Annotated in this window: 23 protein-coding genes; 11 read left to right on the forward strand and 12 right to left on the reverse strand. The window is 73.9% G+C overall.

Going from position 1 to position 19,841, the window contains the following annotated elements; genetic code table 11:
* Positions 1-81 precede the first annotated feature (81 nt).
* Positions 82-1,671 (reverse strand): MDR family MFS transporter, encoded by a 1,590-nt coding sequence (locus tag O7611_RS23675; protein WP_194800498.1) that lies wholly within the window; start codon positions 1,669-1,671, stop codon positions 82-84.
* A 119-nt stretch (positions 1,672-1,790) separates the two neighbouring features.
* On the opposite strand from O7611_RS23675, the gene O7611_RS23680 reads away from it, so the two are divergent.
* Complete coding sequence (locus O7611_RS23680) at positions 1,791-2,375, forward strand: TetR/AcrR family transcriptional regulator (protein WP_194800497.1); 585 nt, start codon at positions 1,791-1,793, stop codon at positions 2,373-2,375.
* A 6-nt stretch (positions 2,376-2,381) separates the two neighbouring features.
* On the opposite strand, the gene O7611_RS23685 is transcribed toward O7611_RS23680, so the two are convergent.
* On the reverse strand, positions 2,382-2,894 hold the full coding sequence (locus O7611_RS23685; RefSeq protein WP_194800496.1) for a GNAT family N-acetyltransferase: 513 nt from the start codon (positions 2,892-2,894) through the stop codon (positions 2,382-2,384).
* Positions 2,891-3,106 carry a biotin/lipoyl-binding carrier protein gene (locus O7611_RS23690; protein WP_135241895.1) on the reverse strand — a complete coding sequence of 72 codons (216 nt, stop codon included), beginning with the start codon at positions 3,104-3,106 and terminating at the stop codon, positions 2,891-2,893. Before O7611_RS23690 ends, O7611_RS23685 begins: the two co-directional genes overlap by 4 nt.
* Before the next feature lie 238 nt (positions 3,107-3,344).
* On the opposite strand from O7611_RS23690, the gene O7611_RS32020 reads away from it, so the two are divergent.
* A complete protein-coding gene (locus tag O7611_RS32020; RefSeq protein ID WP_369752275.1) occupies positions 3,345-3,419 on the forward strand; it encodes a 50S ribosomal protein bL37 in 75 nt (24 codons plus the stop codon).
* A gap of 81 nt (positions 3,420-3,500) precedes the next feature.
* Here the strand turns inward: O7611_RS32020 and rsrA are convergent, their stop codons facing one another.
* The 5 genes from rsrA to O7611_RS23715 form a co-directional block, all read right to left on the reverse strand.
* Positions 3,501-3,788 carry a mycothiol system anti-sigma-R factor gene (gene rsrA, locus O7611_RS23695; RefSeq protein WP_135241896.1) on the reverse strand — a complete coding sequence of 96 codons (288 nt, stop codon included), beginning with the start codon at positions 3,786-3,788 and terminating at the stop codon, positions 3,501-3,503.
* A 2-nt stretch (positions 3,789-3,790) separates the two neighbouring features.
* Positions 3,791-4,600, reverse strand: coding sequence for a sigma-70 family RNA polymerase sigma factor (locus tag O7611_RS23700; protein WP_194800495.1), 810 nt, complete (start codon positions 4,598-4,600; stop codon positions 3,791-3,793).
* 228 nt (positions 4,601-4,828) lie between these two features.
* A complete protein-coding gene (locus O7611_RS23705; protein ID WP_194800494.1) occupies positions 4,829-5,440 on the reverse strand; it encodes an alpha/beta hydrolase family protein in 612 nt (203 codons plus the stop codon).
* 100 nt (positions 5,441-5,540) lie between these two features.
* The gene (locus O7611_RS23710) at positions 5,541-5,933 is read right to left on the reverse strand and encodes a WhiB family transcriptional regulator (protein WP_013288375.1); all 393 of its coding nucleotides are present in this window, start codon (positions 5,931-5,933) and stop codon (positions 5,541-5,543) included.
* A 214-nt stretch (positions 5,934-6,147) separates the two neighbouring features.
* Entirely contained in the window at positions 6,148-6,855 is a 708-nt protein-coding gene (locus O7611_RS23715) for an SOS response-associated peptidase (protein WP_194800493.1), read from the reverse strand.
* A gap of 102 nt (positions 6,856-6,957) precedes the next feature.
* On the opposite strand from O7611_RS23715, the gene aroA reads away from it, so the two are divergent.
* The 4 genes from aroA to O7611_RS23735 all read left to right on the forward strand — a co-directional run bounded on the left by aroA (position 6,958) and on the right by O7611_RS23735 (position 11,262).
* On the forward strand, positions 6,958-8,259 hold the full coding sequence (gene aroA / locus O7611_RS23720; RefSeq protein ID WP_194800492.1) for a 3-phosphoshikimate 1-carboxyvinyltransferase: 1,302 nt from the start codon (positions 6,958-6,960) through the stop codon (positions 8,257-8,259).
* A 162-nt stretch (positions 8,260-8,421) separates the two neighbouring features.
* Positions 8,422-9,357 (forward strand): ribosome small subunit-dependent GTPase A, encoded by a 936-nt coding sequence (gene rsgA / locus O7611_RS23725; RefSeq protein ID WP_269697612.1) that lies wholly within the window; start codon positions 8,422-8,424, stop codon positions 9,355-9,357.
* Between the two features lie 60 nt (positions 9,358-9,417).
* Positions 9,418-10,236: a histidinol-phosphatase gene (gene hisN / locus O7611_RS23730; protein WP_194800491.1), complete on the forward strand. Its 819-nt coding sequence runs from the start codon at positions 9,418-9,420 to the stop codon at positions 10,234-10,236.
* A gap of 60 nt (positions 10,237-10,296) precedes the next feature.
* Positions 10,297-11,262 carry a hypothetical protein gene (locus O7611_RS23735; protein WP_194800718.1) on the forward strand — a complete coding sequence of 322 codons (966 nt, stop codon included), beginning with the start codon at positions 10,297-10,299 and terminating at the stop codon, positions 11,260-11,262.
* On the opposite strand, the gene O7611_RS23740 is transcribed toward O7611_RS23735, so the two are convergent.
* Positions 11,145-12,413 carry a glycosyltransferase gene (locus O7611_RS23740; RefSeq protein WP_194800490.1) on the reverse strand — a complete coding sequence of 423 codons (1,269 nt, stop codon included), beginning with the start codon at positions 12,411-12,413 and terminating at the stop codon, positions 11,145-11,147. The genes O7611_RS23735 and O7611_RS23740 overlap by 118 nt on opposite strands.
* A gap of 192 nt (positions 12,414-12,605) precedes the next feature.
* Here O7611_RS23740 and O7611_RS23745 point away from each other — a divergent pair, with 192 nt between their 5' ends.
* The 3 genes from O7611_RS23745 to O7611_RS23755 all read left to right on the forward strand — a co-directional run bounded on the left by O7611_RS23745 (position 12,606) and on the right by O7611_RS23755 (position 14,984).
* Positions 12,606-13,604 (forward strand): SDR family oxidoreductase, encoded by a 999-nt coding sequence (locus tag O7611_RS23745; protein WP_194800489.1) that lies wholly within the window; start codon positions 12,606-12,608, stop codon positions 13,602-13,604.
* 56 nt (positions 13,605-13,660) lie between these two features.
* Positions 13,661-14,332, forward strand: a complete 672-nt coding sequence (locus tag O7611_RS23750) for an ATP-binding protein (protein ID WP_194800488.1) — start codon at positions 13,661-13,663, stop codon at positions 14,330-14,332.
* A 79-nt stretch (positions 14,333-14,411) separates the two neighbouring features.
* Entirely contained in the window at positions 14,412-14,984 is a 573-nt protein-coding gene (locus O7611_RS23755) for a DUF5709 domain-containing protein (RefSeq protein ID WP_194800487.1), read from the forward strand.
* Positions 14,985-14,988: 4 nt separating this feature from the next.
* On the opposite strand, the gene O7611_RS23760 is transcribed toward O7611_RS23755, so the two are convergent.
* Together O7611_RS23760 and macS are read right to left on the reverse strand one after the other, a co-directional pair.
* The gene (locus O7611_RS23760) at positions 14,989-15,621 is read right to left on the reverse strand and encodes a response regulator (protein ID WP_194800717.1); all 633 of its coding nucleotides are present in this window, start codon (positions 15,619-15,621) and stop codon (positions 14,989-14,991) included.
* Between the two features lie 11 nt (positions 15,622-15,632).
* Positions 15,633-16,754, reverse strand: a complete 1,122-nt coding sequence (gene macS, locus O7611_RS23765) for a MacS family sensor histidine kinase (RefSeq protein WP_269697613.1) — start codon at positions 16,752-16,754, stop codon at positions 15,633-15,635.
* A gap of 115 nt (positions 16,755-16,869) precedes the next feature.
* Here macS and O7611_RS23770 point away from each other — a divergent pair, with 115 nt between their 5' ends.
* Positions 16,870-17,337 (forward strand): ATP-binding protein, encoded by a 468-nt coding sequence (locus O7611_RS23770; protein ID WP_269697614.1) that lies wholly within the window; start codon positions 16,870-16,872, stop codon positions 17,335-17,337.
* A 14-nt stretch (positions 17,338-17,351) separates the two neighbouring features.
* Here O7611_RS23770 and O7611_RS23775 read toward each other — a convergent pair whose 3' ends face one another.
* A complete protein-coding gene (locus O7611_RS23775) occupies positions 17,352-18,290 on the reverse strand; it encodes a ribose-phosphate diphosphokinase (protein WP_194800484.1) in 939 nt (312 codons plus the stop codon).
* Positions 18,291-18,354: 64 nt separating this feature from the next.
* Between O7611_RS23775 and glpK the strand changes: the two genes are divergently transcribed.
* A complete protein-coding gene (glpK, locus tag O7611_RS23780; protein WP_269697615.1) occupies positions 18,355-19,839 on the forward strand; it encodes a glycerol kinase GlpK in 1,485 nt (494 codons plus the stop codon).
* The last annotated feature ends 2 nt before the right edge of the window (positions 19,840-19,841 follow it).

Consider the following 19,841-nt stretch of genomic DNA (forward strand, 5'->3'; position numbering starts at 1 on the left):
GGCACCGGGGCGCCTCACTGGAGTGGGTACGCGGCGGCCCCGCGTCCCCCTGGGGTGGGGTGGCGGGGCCGCGACGGTGGGTCAGGCGACGGGGGCCTTGCCGAGCGCGGCCTCGGCCTCGTCCTCCGGGGTGGTGCCAGCCGGCGGTACGTCGTTCGTCGCGCGCAGCGGCACCTCCTTGATGAACCAGGCGAGCACCGGTACGGCCACCGTGAAGACGACGGCCCAGAAGAAGACGTGCGAGATGGCGTCGGAGAGGCCGCCGAGCACCGCCTCCCGCATCGGGCCGGTGAGCTTCTTGAGCGCCTCCAGGTCCATCGCGCCGCCCTCGCCGCCGGAGCCCGCGAACGCGGCACCGGCGGCCGAGTCGGCCAGGCGGTTGGCGAAGATCGCGCCGAAGAGGGAGACGCCGAACGAGCCGCCGATGGACCGGAAGAAGGTGGCCGCGCCGCTGGCCGCGCCGAGGTCCTTCTGTTCCACGCTGTTCTGCGCGATCAGCATCGAGGTCTGCATGAGGAAGCCCATGCCGACGCCGAGCACGACCATGTAGAGGGAGGACTGCGCCTTGCCGGTGTCCACGTCCAGCAGGCTGAGCAGCCCCATCCCGGCGACCATCACCACGCCGCCGACGATCGGGAAGGCGCGGTAGCGGCCGGTCTTGGTGATGGTCCGGCCGACCACGAGCGACACCACGAGCATGCCGAACATCAGCGGGAGCAGCAGCAGGCCGCTGTTCGTGGCCGACGCCCCCTGCACGGTCTGCTGGTAGAGCGGCAGGAAGTTCATCGCGCCGAACATGGCGAAGCCGAGCAGGAACCCGATCACCGAGATCAGCGCGAAGTTGCGGTTGGCGAACAGACTCAGCGGCAGGATCGGCTCCGGCACGCGCCGCTCCACCACCGCGAACGCGGCGAGGGCGAGCGCCGCCAGCACGGCGAGGCCGAGGATCTGCGGCGAGATCCAGTCGTACTCGTTGCCGCCCCACGTGGTCACCAGCACGATCGCGGTGATGCCGACGGACAGCAGCGCCGCGCCCAACCAGTCGATCTTGTGCTCGGTGCGGTACTTCGGCAGGTGCATGGTGGTGGCGAGGACCAGCAGCGCTGCGCCGCCCAGCGGCAGGTTGACGTAGAACGCCCAGCGCCAGGAGAGGTTGTCGGTGATGAAACCGCCGACCAGCGGGCCGGCGACCATCGCGATGGCCATGATGCCGGCGATCATGCCCTGGTAGCGGCCCCGCTCGCGGGGCGGGACCAGGTCACCGATGATCGCCATGACGCCGACCATCAGGCCGCCCGCGCCGAGGCCCTGGACGGCCCGGAACGCGATCAGCTCGGTCATGCCGGTGTCGGCGCCGCCGAAGACGCCGGAGCCGGACATGCCGCAGAGCGCGGAGCCGACCAGGAACACCACCACAGCGGTGAGGAAGACCGTCTTGCGGCCGTAGAGGTCGCCGAGCTTTCCCCAGATCGGGGTCGAGACGGTGGTGCCCAGCACGTACGCGGTGACCACCCAGGTGAAGTGGTCGGCGCCGCCGAACTCGAAGACGATCCGCGGCAACGCGGTGCTGACGATCATGTTGTCGAGCATCGCGAGCATCATCGCGATCATCAGACCGAACAGGACGACCCGGACATTGGGTCTCGTGGTCACCTGGGCTGGTTGACTCATCGGTAGGCTCCCCCGCAGATCGGATGATCGACTTACTTGCCGCCCGGCTAGTTTGCTTACCAGCCGGACGGTAAGCTGGTGGCGGGCGCACGTCAAGCGGATTGGAAGGATGTCGGCCGGTGAGGGAGACCACAGGTGGCACGCGGGAGCGGATCCAGGCCGTCGCCTTGGAACTCTTCACCGAACAGGGCTACGAGAAGACGTCGCTGCGGGAGATCGCCGAGCGGCTCGGCGTGACCAAGGCGGCGCTCTACTACCACTTCAAGAGCAAGGACGAGATCGTCACCAGCCTGGTCGACGACCGGCTGCGCCGGATGGACGAGCTGATCGCCTGGGCCGCCGACCAGCCGCCCACCCTGGCGACCCGGCGCGCCCTGATCGGCCGGTACGCCGACAGCATGTTCGCCGGCGACCTGCCCCAGGTGATGCGCTTCTTCGAGCAGAACCAGACGGTGCTCAAGAGCCTGGTCGCCGGCCAGCAGATGCGGGACCGGATGATGCGGCTGGCGCACGAGCTGTGCCGGGGCGACGACTCACCCGCCGCCCAGCTCCGCGCCGCGCTCACGCTGTTCGCGGTGCACAGCAGCTGGTTCGCGGTACGCGCGCCGGGCATCACCGACGACGAGCGCAAGCGGATCGCGCTCCAGGTGGCCGACGAGCTGCTCGCCAAGATCGGCGAGACCGGCGAGACCGGCCAGGGCTGAGCCGGTTCAGCCCGCCGCGGTCAGGTCCAGACGCAGGCCGCGCAGGTCGATGCCGGGCAGCGGCGTCCAGTCCTTCTCCGGGTACCTGACGAAGCCGAGCCGCTCGTAGAGGCGGTGTGCGCTCACCGCCATCCCGGCGCGGACACAGATCACCACGGCGGTGCAGCCCAGCTCCGTGGCGCGCGCCACGCACGCCGCCGCGAGCGCGGCGCCCGCGCCCCGGCCCTGCGCCGCCGGATCCACAGCGAGCATCCGGAACTCGGCCTCGCCCGGGCCGGCCAGTTCGGCGTACGGGGTGCCGGGCAGCACGAACGTCACCGCGCCGAGCACCTGGCCGGTGGCGTCGTCGACGGCCACCAGCACCTCGCCGGTCTCGGCGCGGCCGGCCACGTCGGCGAGCACCGGCGCGTACCCGCTCTCGTCCTTGAGCTGGCCGTCCGCCTCGTACGCGGCGACGGTCAGCCGCGCCACGACGGGGAAGTCCGCCGGCTCGGCCCGGCGCACCCGCAGGCCGGTCAACCGATCTCCGCGATCAGGTCGCCGTCCTGCACCACGTCACCCTCGTTGACGGCGAGCTTCTGCACCACGCCGTCGGACTCGGCGACCACCGGGATCTCCATCTTCATCGACTCCAGGATGACGAGGGTGTCGCCCTCGGACACCGTGTCGCCGGCCGCCACGACGACCTTCCAGACGTTCGCCACCATCTCGGCGCGGATCTCCTCGGCCATCTCGCGGCCCTCCCTCTCCCCGACAGCTCCCCGACAATCCTGCGAACGGTATCCAATCATGACGCCGGTCACGCCGGGCCGCGCACCACCGGGCCGCGATCCGCCCCGCCGCGCCCCGGCGGGCGGTGACGGCACTAGCATCGTGCGGGTCGGCCACCGGCGAGCCCGGAGGGCCACACCGCGACCTCCGCCGCGCTCCGCCGCGGACGGAACCGTGACCAGCACAAGGAGGCAGAGCATGGCGAAGAAGGCCCGCAAGAAGAAGGCCCGTAAGAAGAGCAGCGCCAACCACGGCAAGCGCCCCAACTCCTGATCATCCGATCAGGCGGCGCAGTCGCCGGACAGCGCGACGGCCCGGGTCCGTGATCGGACCCGGGCCGTCTCGCGTCGTCCGTCAGTCGGCCAGTTCGCGGGACTCGGTGGTCTCGAAGACCACCAGCTCGGTCAGCCGCAGGCGCAGCCGCTCCCGCAGCTTCTCCGGGGCCGCCTCGTTGCCGCAGCACCGGGCGACGAGCGCCTTGACCTCCTGCTCGATGCCGTACTCGCGCAGGCACGGCCCGCACTCGTCCAGGTGGTGCCGGATCAGCACCCGGCGCTCCTCGGCGCACTCCAGGTCGAGGTAGAGGTAGACCTCGGCGAGGACCTCGTGGCAGTCCGTCTCGTGCGGTTGTCCACAGCTCACGGTCACACCTCCCGGCCGGCGGCGGCGGTCGAACCCTTCTTCGACGAGGCGGCGCTGAAACCCCGCTCCGCCGCGTACTGCTCCAGCAGCTTCCGCAGATTACGTCGGCCACGGTGCAGACGGGACATCACGGTGCCGATCGGCGTGCCCATGATGTCGGCGACCTCCTTGTAGGAGAAGCCCTCGACGTCGGTCAGGTAGACGGCCAGGCGGAACTCCTCCGGCAACTGCTGGAGGGCCTCCTTGACGTCGCTGTCCGGCAGCCGGTCGAGCGCCTCCGTCTCGGCCGAGCGCAGGCCGCTGGACGTGTGCGACTCGGCTTCGGCGAGCTGCCAGTCGGTGATCTCCTCGGTCGGCGCCTGGATGGGCTGGCGCTGCCGCTTGCGGTAGGTGTTGATGTAGGTGTTGGTCAGGATCCGGTAGAGCCAGGCCTTCAGGTTCGTGCCCTGCTCGAACTGGTGGAAGGCGGCGTACGCCTTCAGGTACGTCTCCTGAACCAGGTCCTCCGCGTCCGCCGGGTTGCGGGTCATCCGCAGCCCGGCAGCGTAGAGCTGATCGACGAAGGGCATCGCGTCCCGCTCGAAGCGGGCCCTGCGCTCGTCCGTCTTCTCGGTGGTCAACCGCACATCCCCTCGCGTCGGATGCTTTCCCGCCGAGGATACGCGTACCCACTTACCGGCAGATTCACTTCCGGACTGTGTGCCGGTGCTCACGACCGACGCCGCCGCGGGCCACTCCGGCGCGTCGAGCAGCCGCCGGAGCTGGCGCTCGTCCCGTTCGTCCCGTTCCCGGCTCCGTGTCTCGATCGGCACCGGTCACCCCCCTCGCGATGGCTCTGTCGTCGTCCAAGGGAAGTAACGCGAGTTGTGGGGCGTGGCATTCCTCCGGTCCCACCCGATCCTGGTCCCGGCCTCGGCCGCGACCGACGCTGGGACCAGGAAGGGCCTGGGAGGGTGGCCCCGGCGCGCCCGAACCGGGCGGCCGGCACCAACCGGTGCAACGACCCGCCGTGGCGGACGGTCACGGCGCGCGCCGCCCGGTCAGGACGACCACCCGTGTACGCGCAGCCAGTCCCGCACCACGGCGGCCGTACCGGCCGGATCGCGGCGCAGGTCGTGGCGCTCCCCCGGCCGGACCACCACCTCGATCCCGGGGCCGGGCTCGGGCACGCCGAACGGGTCCCGGTCGCCGTTGACGACGAGCGTGGGCAGCCCGGTGAGCAGTTCCCCGGCCCGGGAGCGCTCCGGCCGGCCCGGCGGGTGCAGCGGGAACGCCAGCGCCACCACGCCGGCCGCCCCGACGGCGGCGGCGGTACGGCAGGCCACCCGGGCGCCGCTGGACCGGCCGCCGACCACCCAGTGGCGCACCAGCGGGGCACGGCGGCGCAGGTCGGCCAGCACCGCCGTCCACGCCTCGTCGAGGTGCCCGGCGGGGGCGGGCGCGCGTCGCCCGGCGACCCGGTACGGCTGGGTCACAAGGGCCACCCCGGCCCCGGCGGCGAGCACCGCGTCCCGCACCGCGGTCAGGTCGGGCGCGTCCACGTCGCCGCCGGCGCCGTGCCCGAGCACCAGCACAGTGGTGGCGTCGGCGGGTGTGTCGAAGCGGAGCCGGGCGGATCCGCGTGGGGTGTCGATCTCGTCGTCGTGCCGCACCGGCCCATTCTGCGCGGACCGGCGCGCCCGCCGGTGGTCCGGCGCGGAAACGCCGACGTCGCCCGCGGCCTGCCGGAGCGGGCCACGGGCGACGTCGGGATCAGCTCAGCGGAACCAGCGTGAGCAGGCGGTCGCGCACCGGCGGACCGGCGTCGTCGAGTGCGTCCGGATCCGGCTGCACCTCGCTGCGCCAGGCCACCAGCATGGCGCGCCGCTCACGCGGCGTGGTGCCGCCCCAGACGCCGTGGCAGTCGCCCACCTCGAGCGCCCAGGCCAGGCAGGAGCCCTGGACGTCGCAGGTGCGGCAGAGCGCCACCGCCGCGTCGGCCGGTTCGTTCGGTGCCGGAAAGAACGTCTCCGGATCGACGTTCTGACAGGTGCCCCTGGTGCGCCACGCGTCGTCCTGGCGTCGTTCGCTCAGCGCCCGCAGCAGTCGCGGATCGCGCCGTGCGGCGGCTACCTCGTGCGGACGCGGCATACGTGCCCGTGTCAATACACCCACCTCCCCCGTGGGAACCGGCGTAGATCTCTCCACAAGATCGATGGGTGTCATCCGCCCCGTGCGAACAGACGCCCATCACCGGCGCTGTGTTCTATCGCATTCGAATACGTAAGGACAAGGGTCTTCAATGAAACTGACTGAACGTCCGGGCGACTTTTCCGGCCCAACCCCGGCAAACGGGGCGCGCAAATGTGGCGGAGCGTGATCAGAACAGTGTCGGTCCGGCGGCCGTCCCGACGCCCGCCGGAGCCACCGCGGCGACCAGCTCCGGACCGTCGTTGCGGACGTCGCCGACGGCCCGGGACACGGGCCGGATCTCCAGCCCGGCGAGCAGGCCGGCGTCCGGCGGCGCGAGCAGTTCCGCCGGCTCCTCGGCCGGGCCGAGCCACTCCGCCCAGCGCTCCGGCGACAGCAGCAGCGGCATCCGGTCGTGCACCTCGGCCAGCTCGCCGACCGCAGCGGTGGTGAGCACGCTGAACGTGAGCCGGGCCGCACCGGCCGACTCCCAGACCGACCAGATGCCGGCGAAGGCCAGGATCGAGCCGTCCCGCGGGGTCATGAAGTAGGGCTGGCGCCCGCCGTCGGCGAGGCGGACCCACTCGTACCACCCGTCGGCGGGGACCAGGCAGCGACGGCGGGCGAAGGACGGCGCGTACGCCCGGCTGGTGGCGACCGTCTCGGCCCGCGCGTTGATCATGCGGGCGGCCCCGGCGGCGCTGCGCGACCACTGCGGGAGCAGGCCCCAGCGGCCGAGGGAGAGCAGCCGGTGCCCCTCCGGGGCGAGCCGGACCAGCGGCACCGGGTCGGTCGGCGCGACGTTGTAGTCCGGCGTCACCCCGCCGGTCTCGTCGGCCGACTCGAACAGCGCGCTCAGGTCGGCGGCGCTCCGGGTCGTGGCGTACCTCCCGCACATGGCGCCCACGCTAGCCGCATCCGGACGTTCCGGCTGTCCCGCCCAACGGGAGCAGCGGCGCCGGACGGTTCCACCAGGCCGTGAGCTTGGCAGAATGTAACGGTGAGCAATCCGACCGCGACGCGTCCGCCGCAGCAGTGGACCGCGCCGACCGCGAGCGACCCGGTCGCCGCGACGCTGCGCCTGCCCGGCTCCAAGTCGATGACCGCCCGGGCCCTGGTGCTCGCCGCGCTCGCCGGCGGGCCGTCGACACTCGCCCGGCCGCTGCGCGCCCGGGACACCGAACTGATGGCCGGTGGCCTGCGCGCACTCGGCGCCCACATGTCGATCTCGGACGACGACCGCTGGCTGGTCCGCCCCTACCCGCTGGCCGGCCCGGCGCACGTCGACGTCGGCCTGGCCGGCACCGTGATGCGCTTCCTGCCCCCGGTGGCCGGGCTGGCCGCCGGGCGGGTCACGTTCGACGGCGACCCGCACGCCCGGACCCGGCCGCTCGGGCCGCTGATCGGCGCGCTGCGCACGCTCGGCGTCCGCATCGACGCGCCACCGGCCGGCAGCCTGCCGCTCGTCGTCCTCGGTGCGGGCCGGGTTACCGGCGGCGACGTGGTGATCGACGCCTCCGCGTCCAGCCAGCTCGTCTCCGGGCTGCTGCTCGCCGCGCCCCGCTTCGACAGGGGCGTCGTGGTCCGGCACGAGGGGCCGCCGGTGCCGTCCGCGCCGCACGTGCGGATGACGGTGCAGATGCTGCGCGCGGCCGGCGCCGCCGTGGACGACACCACGCCCGACGTGTGGACGGTCGAGCCGGGCCCGCTGTCCGGGCGCGGCTGGGAGATCGAGCCGGACCTGTCCGGCGCGGCGCCGTTCTTCGCCGCCGCCCTGGTCACCGGCGGCGAGGTGACGCTGCAGGGCTGGCCGCGCAGCAGCCTCCAGCCGGTCGAGCGGCTCCGGGAGCTGCTGCACCGGATGGGCGGCGAGGTGAGCCTCGGCACCGACGGCCTGACCGTGCGGGGCACCGGCACGGTGCGCGGGATCGACGCCGACCTCTCCGACGTCGGCGAGCTGACCCCGGTGCTGGCCGCGCTCACGCTGCTCGCCGACGGTCCGTCCCGGCTCACCGGCATCGGCCACATCCGGGGCCACGAGACCGACCGGGTCACCGCGCTCGCGAAGGAGTTCACCGCGCTCGGCGCGGACATCACCGAGACCCGCGACGGGCTGGACATCCGGCCCCGACCGCTGCGCGGCGGGACGTTCCGCACGTACGCCGACCACCGGATGGCGCACGCGGCGGCGGTGGCCGGGCTGGCCGTCCCCGGCATCGAGGTCGACGACGTGGCGTGCACCTCCAAGACCATGCCGGAGTTCCCGGCACTATGGTCGGGGATGGTGACCGGCAAGAACTGACAGCGGGGGGACGTCCTGGCGACGAAGCGGCGCGAGTACGACGAGGACGACGTCCGGGTCCGGCCGGGCCGGTCGTCGCGCCCGCGAACGCGCACCCGGCCCCGGCACGCCGACGCCGTCGACGGGTTCGTCATCGCCGTCGACCGGGGCCGCTACACCTGCGTGCTCCCCGGAGCCGGGCCGGACGCGCCGCTCGTGACCGCCATGCGCGCCCGTGAGCTGGGACGCAAGTCGGTTGTGGTGGGCGACCGGGTGGGTCTGGTCGGGGACACCTCCGGTGCGCCGGGCGCGCTGGCCCGGATCGTGCGCATCGCCGAGCGGACCTCGGTGCTGCGGCGTACCGCCGACGACGACGAGACCACCGCCGAGGGGCGGCTGGAACGGGTGGTGGTCGCCAACGCCGACCAGCTGGTGATCGTCAGCGCGCTCGCCGACCCGCCGCCGCGTACCGGGTTCATCGACCGCTGCCTGGTGGCCGCGTACGACGCCGACATCGAGCCGCTGCTCTGCCTCACCAAGGCCGACCTGGCCGGCCCGGAGGCGGTGCTCGGCTACTACACCGAGCTGGAACTGCCGTACGTGCTGATCCGCCCGGACTCCGACCTGGCCGCGCTGCGGGCGCTGCTCGCCGGCCGGGTCTCGGTGATGGTGGGTCACTCCGGCGTGGGCAAGTCGACGCTCGTCAACCGCCTCGTCCCGGACGCCGAGCGGGCGGTGGGCACGGTCAGCGCGATCGGCCGGGGCCGGCACACCTCGACCAGCGCGGTGGCGTTGCGGCTGCCCGCCGAGCCCGGCGCCGACGGCGACACCGGCTGGATCGTCGACACCCCGGGGGTACGCAGCTTCGGGCTGGCCCACGTGTCCGCCGAGAGCCTGCTGCACGGCTTCCCGGATCTGGTCGAGGCGACGGTGGACTGCCCGGCCAACTGCCCGCACACCGCCGACGAGGCGGACTGCGCGCTCGACGCCTGGGTGGCCGCCGGGAAGGCGGACGCGCGCCGGCTCGCCTCGTACCGCCGGTTGCTGGCCTCCCGCAGCGGCGAGGGCGACCCGCGCGAGCCGGAGCGCAACCCCGGCGATCCGCTCGCCGGGTCCTGACCGGCGCGCCGGCGGCGACCCGCCGTCGCCGGCCGGGCCGCCGCCACTAGCGTGTCCGTCATGACCGGGTACGCCGACGACCTCGCCCTCGCCCACCTGCTCGCCGACGCCGCGGACGCCGTCTCCTCGGCCCGGTTCCGCGCGCTCGACCTGCGCGTCGAGTCCAAGCCGGACCTGACCCCGGTCTCCGACGCGGACACCGCCGTGGAGCGGGAGATCCGCGCGCTGCTGGCCGCCCACCGTCCCGGTGACGGCCTGCTCGGTGAGGAGTACGGCGAGCAGCCGCCGGCCGGTCCCGACGGGCGGCGCTGGGTGATCGACCCGATCGACGGCACGAAGAACTTCGTCCGGGGCGTACCGGTCTGGGCCACGCTGATCGCGCTGCTGGAGCACGACCGGCCGGTGCTCGGCCTGGTCTCCGCCCCGGCGCTGGGCCGCCGCTGGTGGGGCGCGCTCGGTGCGGGCGCGTTCGCCGGCACCGGCCCGGCGGACGGCACGCCGATCCGGGTCTCCGGCGTGACGGCGCTCGGTGACGCGAGCTTCTGCTACTCGTCGCTGACCGGGTGGGAGCAGGCCGGGCGGCTGGACGCGGTGCTCCAGCTCATGCGCGACACCTGGCGCAGCCGCGCGTACGGCGACTTCTACGGCTACATGCTGCTGGCCGAGGGTGCACTGGACGTGATGGTGGAGCCGGAGCTGTCGCTGTGGGACATCGCCGCGCTGGTCCCGATCGTCACCGAGGCGGGCGGAGTCGTCACGGATCTGGCCGGGCGGCCCGCGCCGGCCGGCGCCGACTCCGCCGACATCAGCGCCGTGGCCAGCAACGGCGCGCTGCACGACGACATCCTGGCCCGGCTCGGCCGTCCAGCCGAGCGCTGACCCCGGGGGAGCCTCTATCCTCGCCAGGTGGTTTCCTCCGGTTGGTGCTTCCTGGCGGCGATGATCATCGCGTACGGCTTCGCCAACCTCCTCCAGTCGGTCGCGGCCGCGCGGACCACCGTGCACCACACGTTCGACCCCGGGCTGCTGCTGCGCCTGGCCGGGCACCGGACGTACCTGATCGGCCTGACCTGCCAGGTCGTCGGCTTCGTGCTGGCCTTCCTGGCCCGCCGTGACCTGCCGTTGTTCCTGGTCCAGGCCAGCGTGGCGGCCGGGCTCGGGGTGACCGCCGTCCTCGGCGTGCTGGTGCTCAAGTGGCGGCTGCCGGCGGCCGAGGTGGTGCTGCTGGTGCTGCTGTTCGCCGGCATCACCGCGCTCGTGCTCTCCGCCCAGCCGGCGCCGTCACGGCAGCTCGGCACCGCCGGGCTGGTCGGCCTGGCGGTGGCGGTGCTGGCGATCGCCGCCTCCGGCTTCTTCGCCGCCCGGCTGCACGGCGCGCTCGGGTCGGTGGTGCTCGGCTCGCTGGCCGGGATGGCGTTCTCCGCCGCGGCGGTCGCGGCCCGCCCGCTCGCCTCGGCCGGATCGGTGGAGGCATTCGTCCGCGACCCGCTGCTCTACCTGCTGATCGTCCACTCGCTGATCGGCCAGCTGCTGCTCGGGCTGGCCATGCAGCGCGGTTCGACCACGGCGGCGGTCGCGGCGATGGACGCCGCCGGCGCGGTACCCGCCGCGATCGTCGGTCTGCTGCTGCTCAACGACAAGATCTGGCCCGGCCGGGAGTGGCTGGCCGGACTCGGCTTCCTGGTGACGCTCGCGGCGGTGGTCGGCCTGACCCGGTATGCCGAACCGCAGCACCACCACGCCGGCGCCCGCCAGAAGGCGATGGTGGGCGCCGCGATGGTGCCGGTTCAGGCGGCCTCGACCGGCCCGCGTTCGGAGACGACCACCTCGACCGGCGGCGTCGCCTCGACCGGCGTCGGCTCGATCGGCGTGGCCGGGCGGCGCCGTCCGATCACCCGCTCGTAGAGGCGCTCCAGCGCGGCGGCGGTCCGTTCCCAGGTGTAGCTGCACCGGACCCGGTCCACCGCGGCGTGCCCGTACGCGAACCGTCCGGCGTTGTCGGACAGCAGTCGGCGCAGCGTGACCCCGAGCGTGCGGACGTCACCCGGCGGCACCAGCTTGCCGGTCACCTCGTCCACCACCGCGTCGGCGATGCCGCCCATGGCGTAGCCGACCACCGGCACGCCGCAGGCCATCGCCTCCAGCGACACCCGCCCGGCCGACGCGTAGTGCGGGGTGCAGGCCACCACGTCGGCGGAGCGGTACCAGGTGGCCATCTGGTCGTGCGGCACCGCGCCGACCAGCTTCACCTGCTCCGCCACGCCCGCCCGCTCGGCCAGCTCGCGCAGCCGGCGTGCCTCGGCGTGCCCGTCCAGCCGCTCGGGCGGCGGACCGCCGGCGATCACCAGTTCCGCGTCACCGACCAGCCGCATCGCCCGGATCAGGTCGTCCTGGCCGTGTCCGGGCGCGAGCCCGCCGACGGAGAGGATCCGGGCCCGCTGGTCGCGGGGCGCCGCCTCGCCGTCCGGGTGGAACTGGCCGGTGTCCACGCCGGTCGGCACCATCGCCACCGACGTACGTTGCAGGCCCATCCGGGTCAGCTCGTCGACCTCGTCGTTGCACTGGGCCACCGCCACGTCCACGGCCCGGGTCAGCGCCCGCTCCAGCGGGATGCGCTCCCCCGGCCCGGTGTACTCGCGGCCGAGATGCCGCAGCTGCTCCACGCCGAGCGAGTGGAACGTCTGCACCACCGGGATGTCCGTGGCACGGACCGCGTGCGCGGCGGCCAGCCCGCCGACCCAGTAGTGCCCGTGCACCACGTCGGGGGTCCAGTCCCCGGCCCACTGCCCGGCCAGCCAGCGGCCGTACTCGGCGACGAACGGGACCAGCTCGGCGGTGGAGAGCATGTCGGGCGGCCCGACCGGGACACGTTCCACCCGGTAGCCGTCGAGTTCGGTCAGGGCGGGCTGGGCGGACGCGGCACGGCGCTCGTAGACGCGGACGTCATGGCCCCGGGCGGCGAGCTCCGCCGCCACGCGCGCAATGTGCTCCTGCGTCCCGACGGTGGGACCGTCGGTGGACGAGCCGGCGTGCGCGCATACAAGGCCGACGCGCATGGTGCACCTCCATGCGTTTCTCGCGAGCGGGGTCTCCGGTCAGAGCGTCCCATTAACCCAGGTCCGGTGCGCCCAAACCTGACAGATCGGGGTCACCCGGCCAGTGCGTCCCGTGGGCGGGACAGCCGACCGATGCCGATCACCGGCGAAAACGGTCGGCATGACCGCCCCGGCCCGGGGTACCGACGGGGAATGCCGCTGACCCGCAGCCTCTCCGACGCCACAGTCGTCATCACCGGCGCCTCCAGCGGGATCGGCGCGGCCACCGCGTACGCGCTGGCCCGCCGGGGCGCCGACGTGGTGCTGGCCGCCCGGACCGAGTCCGCGCTGCGCCGGGTCGAGTCGTTCTGCCGGGAACTGGGCGGACGGGCCCTGGTGGTGCCCACCGACGTGACCGACCCGGAGGCGGTGGAGCGGCTGGCGACGCGGGCGGTGGCCGAGTTCGGCCGGATCGACGCCTGGATCAACAATGCGGCGGTGGGCACCGTGGGGCTGTTCGACGAGATCCCGGTGGCCGAGTTCCGCCGGGTGGTGGACGTGAACCTGCTCGGCACCGTGTACGGGACGCGGGCCGCGCTGCCCTGGCTCGACGCGGCCGGCGGCGGGGTGCTCGTCAACAACGCCTCGGTGCTGGCCGAGGTGGCGATGCCGTACCAGTCGGCGTACAACGCGACGAAGCACGCGATCCGAGGACTCGCCGACACCGTGCGGCAGGAGCTGCGGGTGACCGGCCGGGGGAACATCTCGATCTGCACCGTGCTGCCCGCCACCATCGACACGCCGTTCTTCCGGCACGCCGCCAACCACTCCGGCCGGGAGCTGACCCCGCCGCCGCCGGTGTACCCGCCGGAGATGGTCGCCGAGACGATCGTCAAGTTGCTGCGCCGGCCTCGGCGCGAGGCGTACGCGGGCGGCGCGGCCCGGCTGATCGGGCTCCAGTGGCGGCTCGCCCCGGCGCTGGCCGAACGCGTGCTGGGCTGGTACACCGCGCGCACCCAGTTCGGCCCCGGCGTACGCGCCGACTCGACCGGCGCGGTCTTCACGCCGGACGCGGCGGCGGAGCGGACCGACGGGTGGTCCGGCCGGCGCGGTCAGGTGCTCCGGCTGAGCGCGGCCGTCGGGCTGGCCGCCGGCACCGCTGTCGGCACGGTGGCGGCGCTCAGCCGCCGGTCGCGGGCCGGCCGGCCGTGAGTCCCGCCGACCGGACCGGTGCGCGGGCTCGGACCGAGGTGCACAATGGGGCGATCATGCCGACGGATGCACGTTGCCTGGTGGAGACCGACGACTCCTCGCCGACGGTCCGGCTGACCGGGGTGCTCGACCGGTCCGAGGTGGAGGCCGTCCGGGACGCGCTGCTCGCCCGGCTGTGGCGGCAGCCCGGGGTGCTGCTCGTGGACCTGTCCGGGGTGCGGATCCCCGATCCGATGGCACGCACCGCCCTGGACGAGATCTGCCGGGCGGTGGACGACTGGCCCGCCGCGCGGCTGCTGCTCGACCCGGACGGGCCGCCACCGGACGCCGCGCCCGAGCCGCTCGACGCCGAGCTGCCCCCGGTGGTCGAGGCCGCCCGGGAGGCGCGCGTGCTGGTGGCCGGCGGCTGCGCCAGGTGGGGACTGCCGGAGCTAACCGAGCCGGCCTGCATCGCGGTCACCGAGATGGTCAACAACGTGGTGGCGCACGCGGTCACGCCGATGACGCTCCGGCTGGCCCCGCGCGGCGGCGCGCTGCACGTCGCGGTCCGGGACCACTCGACCGGGCGGCCCGCGTACGGCGGTCCGGCGCCGGTTGACTCGGTGGGCGGGCGGGGGCTGCTGCTCATCGACACGGTGGCCCGGCGCTGGGGCAGCACGGCACTGCCCGACGGCAAGGTGGTGTGGTGTGTGCTGTACGCCGAGGACGAGGCGGCGTACCGCAACTGAGGTGCTTTTCGCACCGTTTCTCCTGATCCACCCGGCCGGTCGCGGTTAGGGCGGGGAGCGCAGTGGGTAGTTCCCGGGCATGCGCGACGACGAGTACCCCACCCCCGTGTCCGATCCCGAGGCGGCGGGCCTGCCCGACACCGCCGACGACGACTCCACCGCGAACGACGATGTGCTGACCGGACGCGAGGCGGACGGCCCCGAGCCGGCCCAGCTCCCCGGTGACCGCACGCCGGTCGCCGTGGACCAGTTCGGCACCACGGCGGAGGAGCAGCTCGACGGCGAGTCGCTGGACTACAAGCTCCAGCGCGAGCAGTACGAGCGCCCCGCCGACGACCCGCTCGCCGGCCCGGTCGACCCGGACATCGCCGCCGAGGCGGACAGCGAGGAGGCCGCCGCGCAGGCCCAGCTCGACGCCGACGTGATCGACCCGGGCCCGGTCTCGGACCCGCACTCCCCGGTCTCCGTGTATGACCACGGCCAGCTCGGCACCGTCGCCGACCACCAGGTGGGCCGGCTGGTCGAGCCGGACGAGGGCGCACACACCGACCAGGAGACCGACAACGTCGCCTACGACGCCGGCGCGGCCGGTGGCGGGGCCAGCGCGGAGGAACTGGCGGTGCACGAGACCCGGCCGCCGGAGGCGCACTGACAGCTCAGTCGTCCAGGCCCCGCTCGATGGCGTACCGGGTCAGCTCGACCCGGTTGTGCAACTGGAGCTTGCCCAGGGTGTTCTGCACGTGGTTCTGCACGGTCCGGTGGGACAGGCCCAGCCGGTCGGCGATCTGCTTGTAGGACAGCCCCTTGGCGACCAGACGCAGCACCTCGGTCTCCCGTTCGGTGAGTCGGGGTGCCTCGTCGTGCGGGGCGGCCGGCGCCGCGGCCAGCCGCCGGTACTCCCCCAGCACCAGCCCGGCCAGGCCGGGCGTGAACACCGGCTCACCGGCCGCCGTGCGGCGCACCGCGTCCAGGAACTCCGCCGGCGCGGCCGACTTGATCAGGTAGCCGGTGGCGCCGGCCTTGACCGCGTCCAGCACGCCCTGCGGCTCGCCGCTGGCCGACAGCATGAGCACCCGCACGTCGGGCAGCGCGGCGCGCAGGCCCCGGATCACCTCGACGCCGGAGATGTCCGGCAGCTGGAGGTCGAGCACGACCAGGTCGGGACGGGCCGCCGCGGCCACCCGTACCGCCTGCCGGCCCTCGCCGCTGGTCGCCACCACCTGGTGGCCCGCCTCGGTGAGGTCCCGGGCCACGCCCTCGCGCCACATCGGGTGGTCGTCGACCACCATCACCCGGATGCTCACCCGCGGCTCCTCGGCACGACCAGCTCGATCTCGGTGCCCGCGCCGGGCGCCGACACGATCCGCACCTCACCGCCCAGGTCGGCCACCCGGCCCCGGATGGACTGCGCCACCCCGAGCCGCCCCTGCGCGGCGGCCTCCGCCAGCCGGCCGTCCGGGATGCCCGGCCCCTCGTCGCGTACCGAGACGGTCACCGTCTCCTCCTCGTCCTCGATCAGCACCCAGGCCCGCCCGCCGGCGTGCCGGGCCACGTTGTCCAGCGCCGCGCCGACCGCGGCGCCCAGCTCACCGGCGGCCCGCGCCGGCAGCGGCACCGGTGTGGCGGGCGCGGACACCACGACGGTGGCCGAGGCGTACCTGTCGATCAGGTCGCGCAGGTCCTGCTCGTCCCCGCCCGGGTCCGGCGGCGCGCCCGCCCGGCCGATCAACGCCCGCAGCGCCGCCTCCTGCTCGCCGGCCAGCCGGGCCAGCTCGGCCGCCTCGCCGTCCAGGTCCGCGCCGCGCCGCCGGACCAGCGCGAGCACCTGGAGCACCGAGTCGTGGATGTCGCGGGCCAGCCGTTCCCGCTCGCGGGTGGCCGCCTCCAGCTCCACCGCCCGCTGCAACCGCTCCTCCGCCTGCACCGCCAGCCGCGCCACGTGCCCGACCACCACGCCGGCGAGCAGCATGAGGATCGCGCCGGTCAGCGCGGACGGGCTGATCCGGTCCCGGGTGGCGAGGTCGGCGCCGCCGAGGACGATCGCCGCCACCGCGCCACGTCGCCGCCCGCCGGAGACCGCCCAGGCCAGCACCGGCCCGGCCAGCCAGGCGGCGGTCAGCATCGGCACCCCGGCGGCGAGCGCCGCTCGGCCCACCACCCAGGGCGTGACCAGGATGATCGCCAGCACCACGCCGAGGTCGGCCAGGAGCAGCGGCCAGCGCCGCCCGGCCGGACGGCCGTAGCCGGCCGCCGTCACGCCGCTCCACGCGAGCATCGCCAGCAGGACACCGCCCGCGGCGACCGGGTGCGCGTAGCTGCCCGCGTCGCGCAGCACGACCAGTCCGACGTACGCGAGCGCGGCGAAGCGGAACACCGCTATCGATCGCCAGAAGGGGCCCTCGAGGCCGGAGGACGACGGCATGTGCGCCACCCTGTCACAGCCGGTCCGGGGCACCCCGGGCGGTGCGGGCCGAGAAACCCTGACGTACGGTGGAAATGCCGCGAAAGTCGTCGAGAACCATCGTCGGGACGGGGTCATGACAGACGCAGAACTCCCCGCACCGCGTACGGTTGTGCCCATCGAACCTTCCCTGCTTCTCGCCACCGCCTTCGACCAGGCGCAGGTGACCGGGCTGCGGCACTCGGTCACCTCCTGCGCGCACGGTTCCGGCCTGTCCGGCCAACGGCTGGACGACTTCGTGCTGGCGGTCAACGAGCTGATCACCAATGCGGTCCGCCACGGCGGCGGGCAGGGCTGGCTACGGCTCTGGGAGCGGAACGGCGAACTGGTCTGCGAGGTCGCCGACCACGGGCCCGGGATCAGCGAACGGCGGCTGCGCGACCGCGAGCGGCCCGCGCCGGACACCGCCGGCGGCTGGGGCCTCTGGCTGGCCCGGGAGCTGAGCGACACGATGGAGGTGGAGAGCGGCGACGCCGGCACGGTCGTCCGGATCACCGCCGCGCTCGCCACCCGCCAGCCCGTCACCGGCCCGCCGGACGGCTGACCCCGCCGCCGGCGTCAGGCGAACAGGGCGCTCACCGACTCCCCGTTGTGGATCCGCCGCATCGCCTCGGCCAGCGCCGGCGCCACCGACAGCACCTCCAGCTTCGGCACCCGCTTCTGGGCCGGGATCGGCACCGTGTTGGTGCAGACGATCTCCAGGACGCCCTCCTGCGCGCTCAGCCGCTCCAGCGCCCCGCTGGAGAACAGGCCGTGCGTACAGGCCAGCCGGATCGAGCGGACCCGCCGCTCGCGCAGGTGCGAGATCAGCTCGATCACCGTGCTGCCCTTGGCGATCTCGTCGTCCAGCACGATCACGTCCCGGTCCGCCACGTCACCGATGATCGTGCTGATCTGCACCCGGTCGTCGCTGAAACGCTGCTTCGCGCCGGCCGCCACCGGAGTGCCGAGCATCCGGGCGAACGCGGCGGCCTCCTTGGCGTTGCCCAGGTCCGGCGAGACCACCACCGCGTTGCTCAGGTCGTACCCCTTGAAGTGGGCGGCCAGCTCGCGCAGCGCGTGCAGGTGGTCCACCGGGACGCTGAAGAAGCCGTGCACCTGCGGCGAGTGCAGCGTCATGGCCAGCACCCGGTCCGCGCCCGCGGAGGTGAGCAGGTCGGCGACGAGCCGGCCACCGATGGAGATGCGCGGCGCGTCCTTCTTGTCCGACCGGGCGTACGCGTAGTGCGGCAGCACCACGGTGATCCGCGCGGCCGACGCACCCCGGGCCGCGTCGATCATGAGCAGCAGTTCGACCAGGTGCTCCTGCACCGGCGGCACCAGCGGCTGGATGAGGAAGACGTCGCGCTCCCGGCAGTTCGCCTGCAACTGCACCTCAAGGCAGTCGTTGGCGAACCGGGACACCCGCACCGGGTGCAGCGGGACGTGGAGGTGGGCGCAGATCTCGGCGGCGAGGTCGGGATGGGCCGACCCGCTGAACACGGCAATGTCACGCACGTCTGATGATCGTACGGGCCGCCGGAGGGAGACGGTGGACGCTCGCGGCGGGTACGGTGCTGCCGTGACCGCAGAGTTCGTCGCCGCGATCGACCAGGGCACCACGTCCTCGCGCTGCATCGTCTTCGACCGGGCCGGTGAGATCGTCGCCGTGGCCCAGCGCGAGCACCGGCAGATCTTCCCCCGGCCCGGCTGGGTGGAGCACGACGCCGAGGAGATCTGGACGAACGTCGAGCACGTGGTGCGCGAGGCGCTGGCGAGCGCCGACATCGGCACCGAGTCGCTGGCCGCGGTGGGCATCACCAACCAGCGCGAGACCACGGTGGTGTGGGACCGGGAGACCGGCCGCCCGGTGGCGAACGCGATCGTCTGGCAGGACACCCGCACCGGCCCGCTGCTGCGCGAGCTGACCGAGACGTACGACGAGGAGCGGCTGCGGGCCCGCACCGGCCTGACCCCGGCCACCTACTTCGCCGGGCCGAAGCTGCGCTGGCTGCTCGACCACGTCGACGGGCTGCGCGAGCGGGCCGAGCGCGGCGAGGTGCTGTTCGGCACCATGGACAGCTGGCTGATCTGGAAGCTGACCGGCCGGCACGTCACCGACGTGACGAACGCCAGCCGCACCATGCTGATGGACCTGGCGACGCTCGACTGGGCCCCGGAGCTGCTCGACGCGCTGCGCGTCCCGGCCGCCGTGCTGCCGGAGATCCGCAGCTCGGCCGAGGTGTACGGCACCGCCCGGGGGGTGCTGGCCGGGGTGCCGGTGGCGAGTGCGCTCGGCGACCAGCAGGCGGCGTTGTTCGGGCAGACCTGCTTCCAGCCCGGCGAGGCCAAGTGCACGTACGGCACCGGCAGCTTCCTGCTGCTGAACACCGGTGCCAGCCCGGTGCCGTCGCGGCACGGCCTGCTCACCACTGTGGCGTACCGGATCGAGGGCCAGCCCGCCGTGTACGCGCTGGAGGGCGCCATCGCGGTCACCGGCTCGCTGGTGCAGTGGCTGCGCGACAACCTCGGCCTGATCTCCTCCGCCCCGGAGGTCGAGGAGCTGGCCCGCACCGTCGACGACAACGGCGGCTGCTACGTGGTGCCGGCCTTCTCCGGCCTGTTCGCCCCGCACTGGCGCAGCGACGCCCGGGGCGTGATCGCCGGGCTGACCGGCTACATCACCAAGGGCCACCTGGCCCGCGCGGTGCTGGAGGCGTCCGCGTTCCAGACCCGCGAGGTGGTGGACGCGATGAACGCCGACTCCGACGTGGCGCTGCGCCGGCTGCGGGTCGACGGCGGGATGACCGGCAACGAGCTGCTGATGCAGTTCCTCGCCGACGTGCTGGACGTGCCGGTCGTCCGGTCCCGGATCACCGAGACCACGTGCCTCGGCGCCGCGTACGCCGCCGGCCTCGCGGTCGGGTTCTGGCCCGACCTGGCCACGCTGCGGGAGAAGTGGCGCTCGGACGCGCAGTGGGAGTCGACGATGGACCCGGCGCACCGGGAGCACGAGCTGCGCCAGTGGCACAAGGCGGTCCGGCGCACACTCGACTGGGTCGACTGAGC

Source organism: Micromonospora sp. WMMC273, from assembly GCF_027460285.1.
Lineage (GTDB): Bacteria > Actinomycetota > Actinomycetes > Mycobacteriales > Micromonosporaceae > Micromonospora > Micromonospora aurantiaca.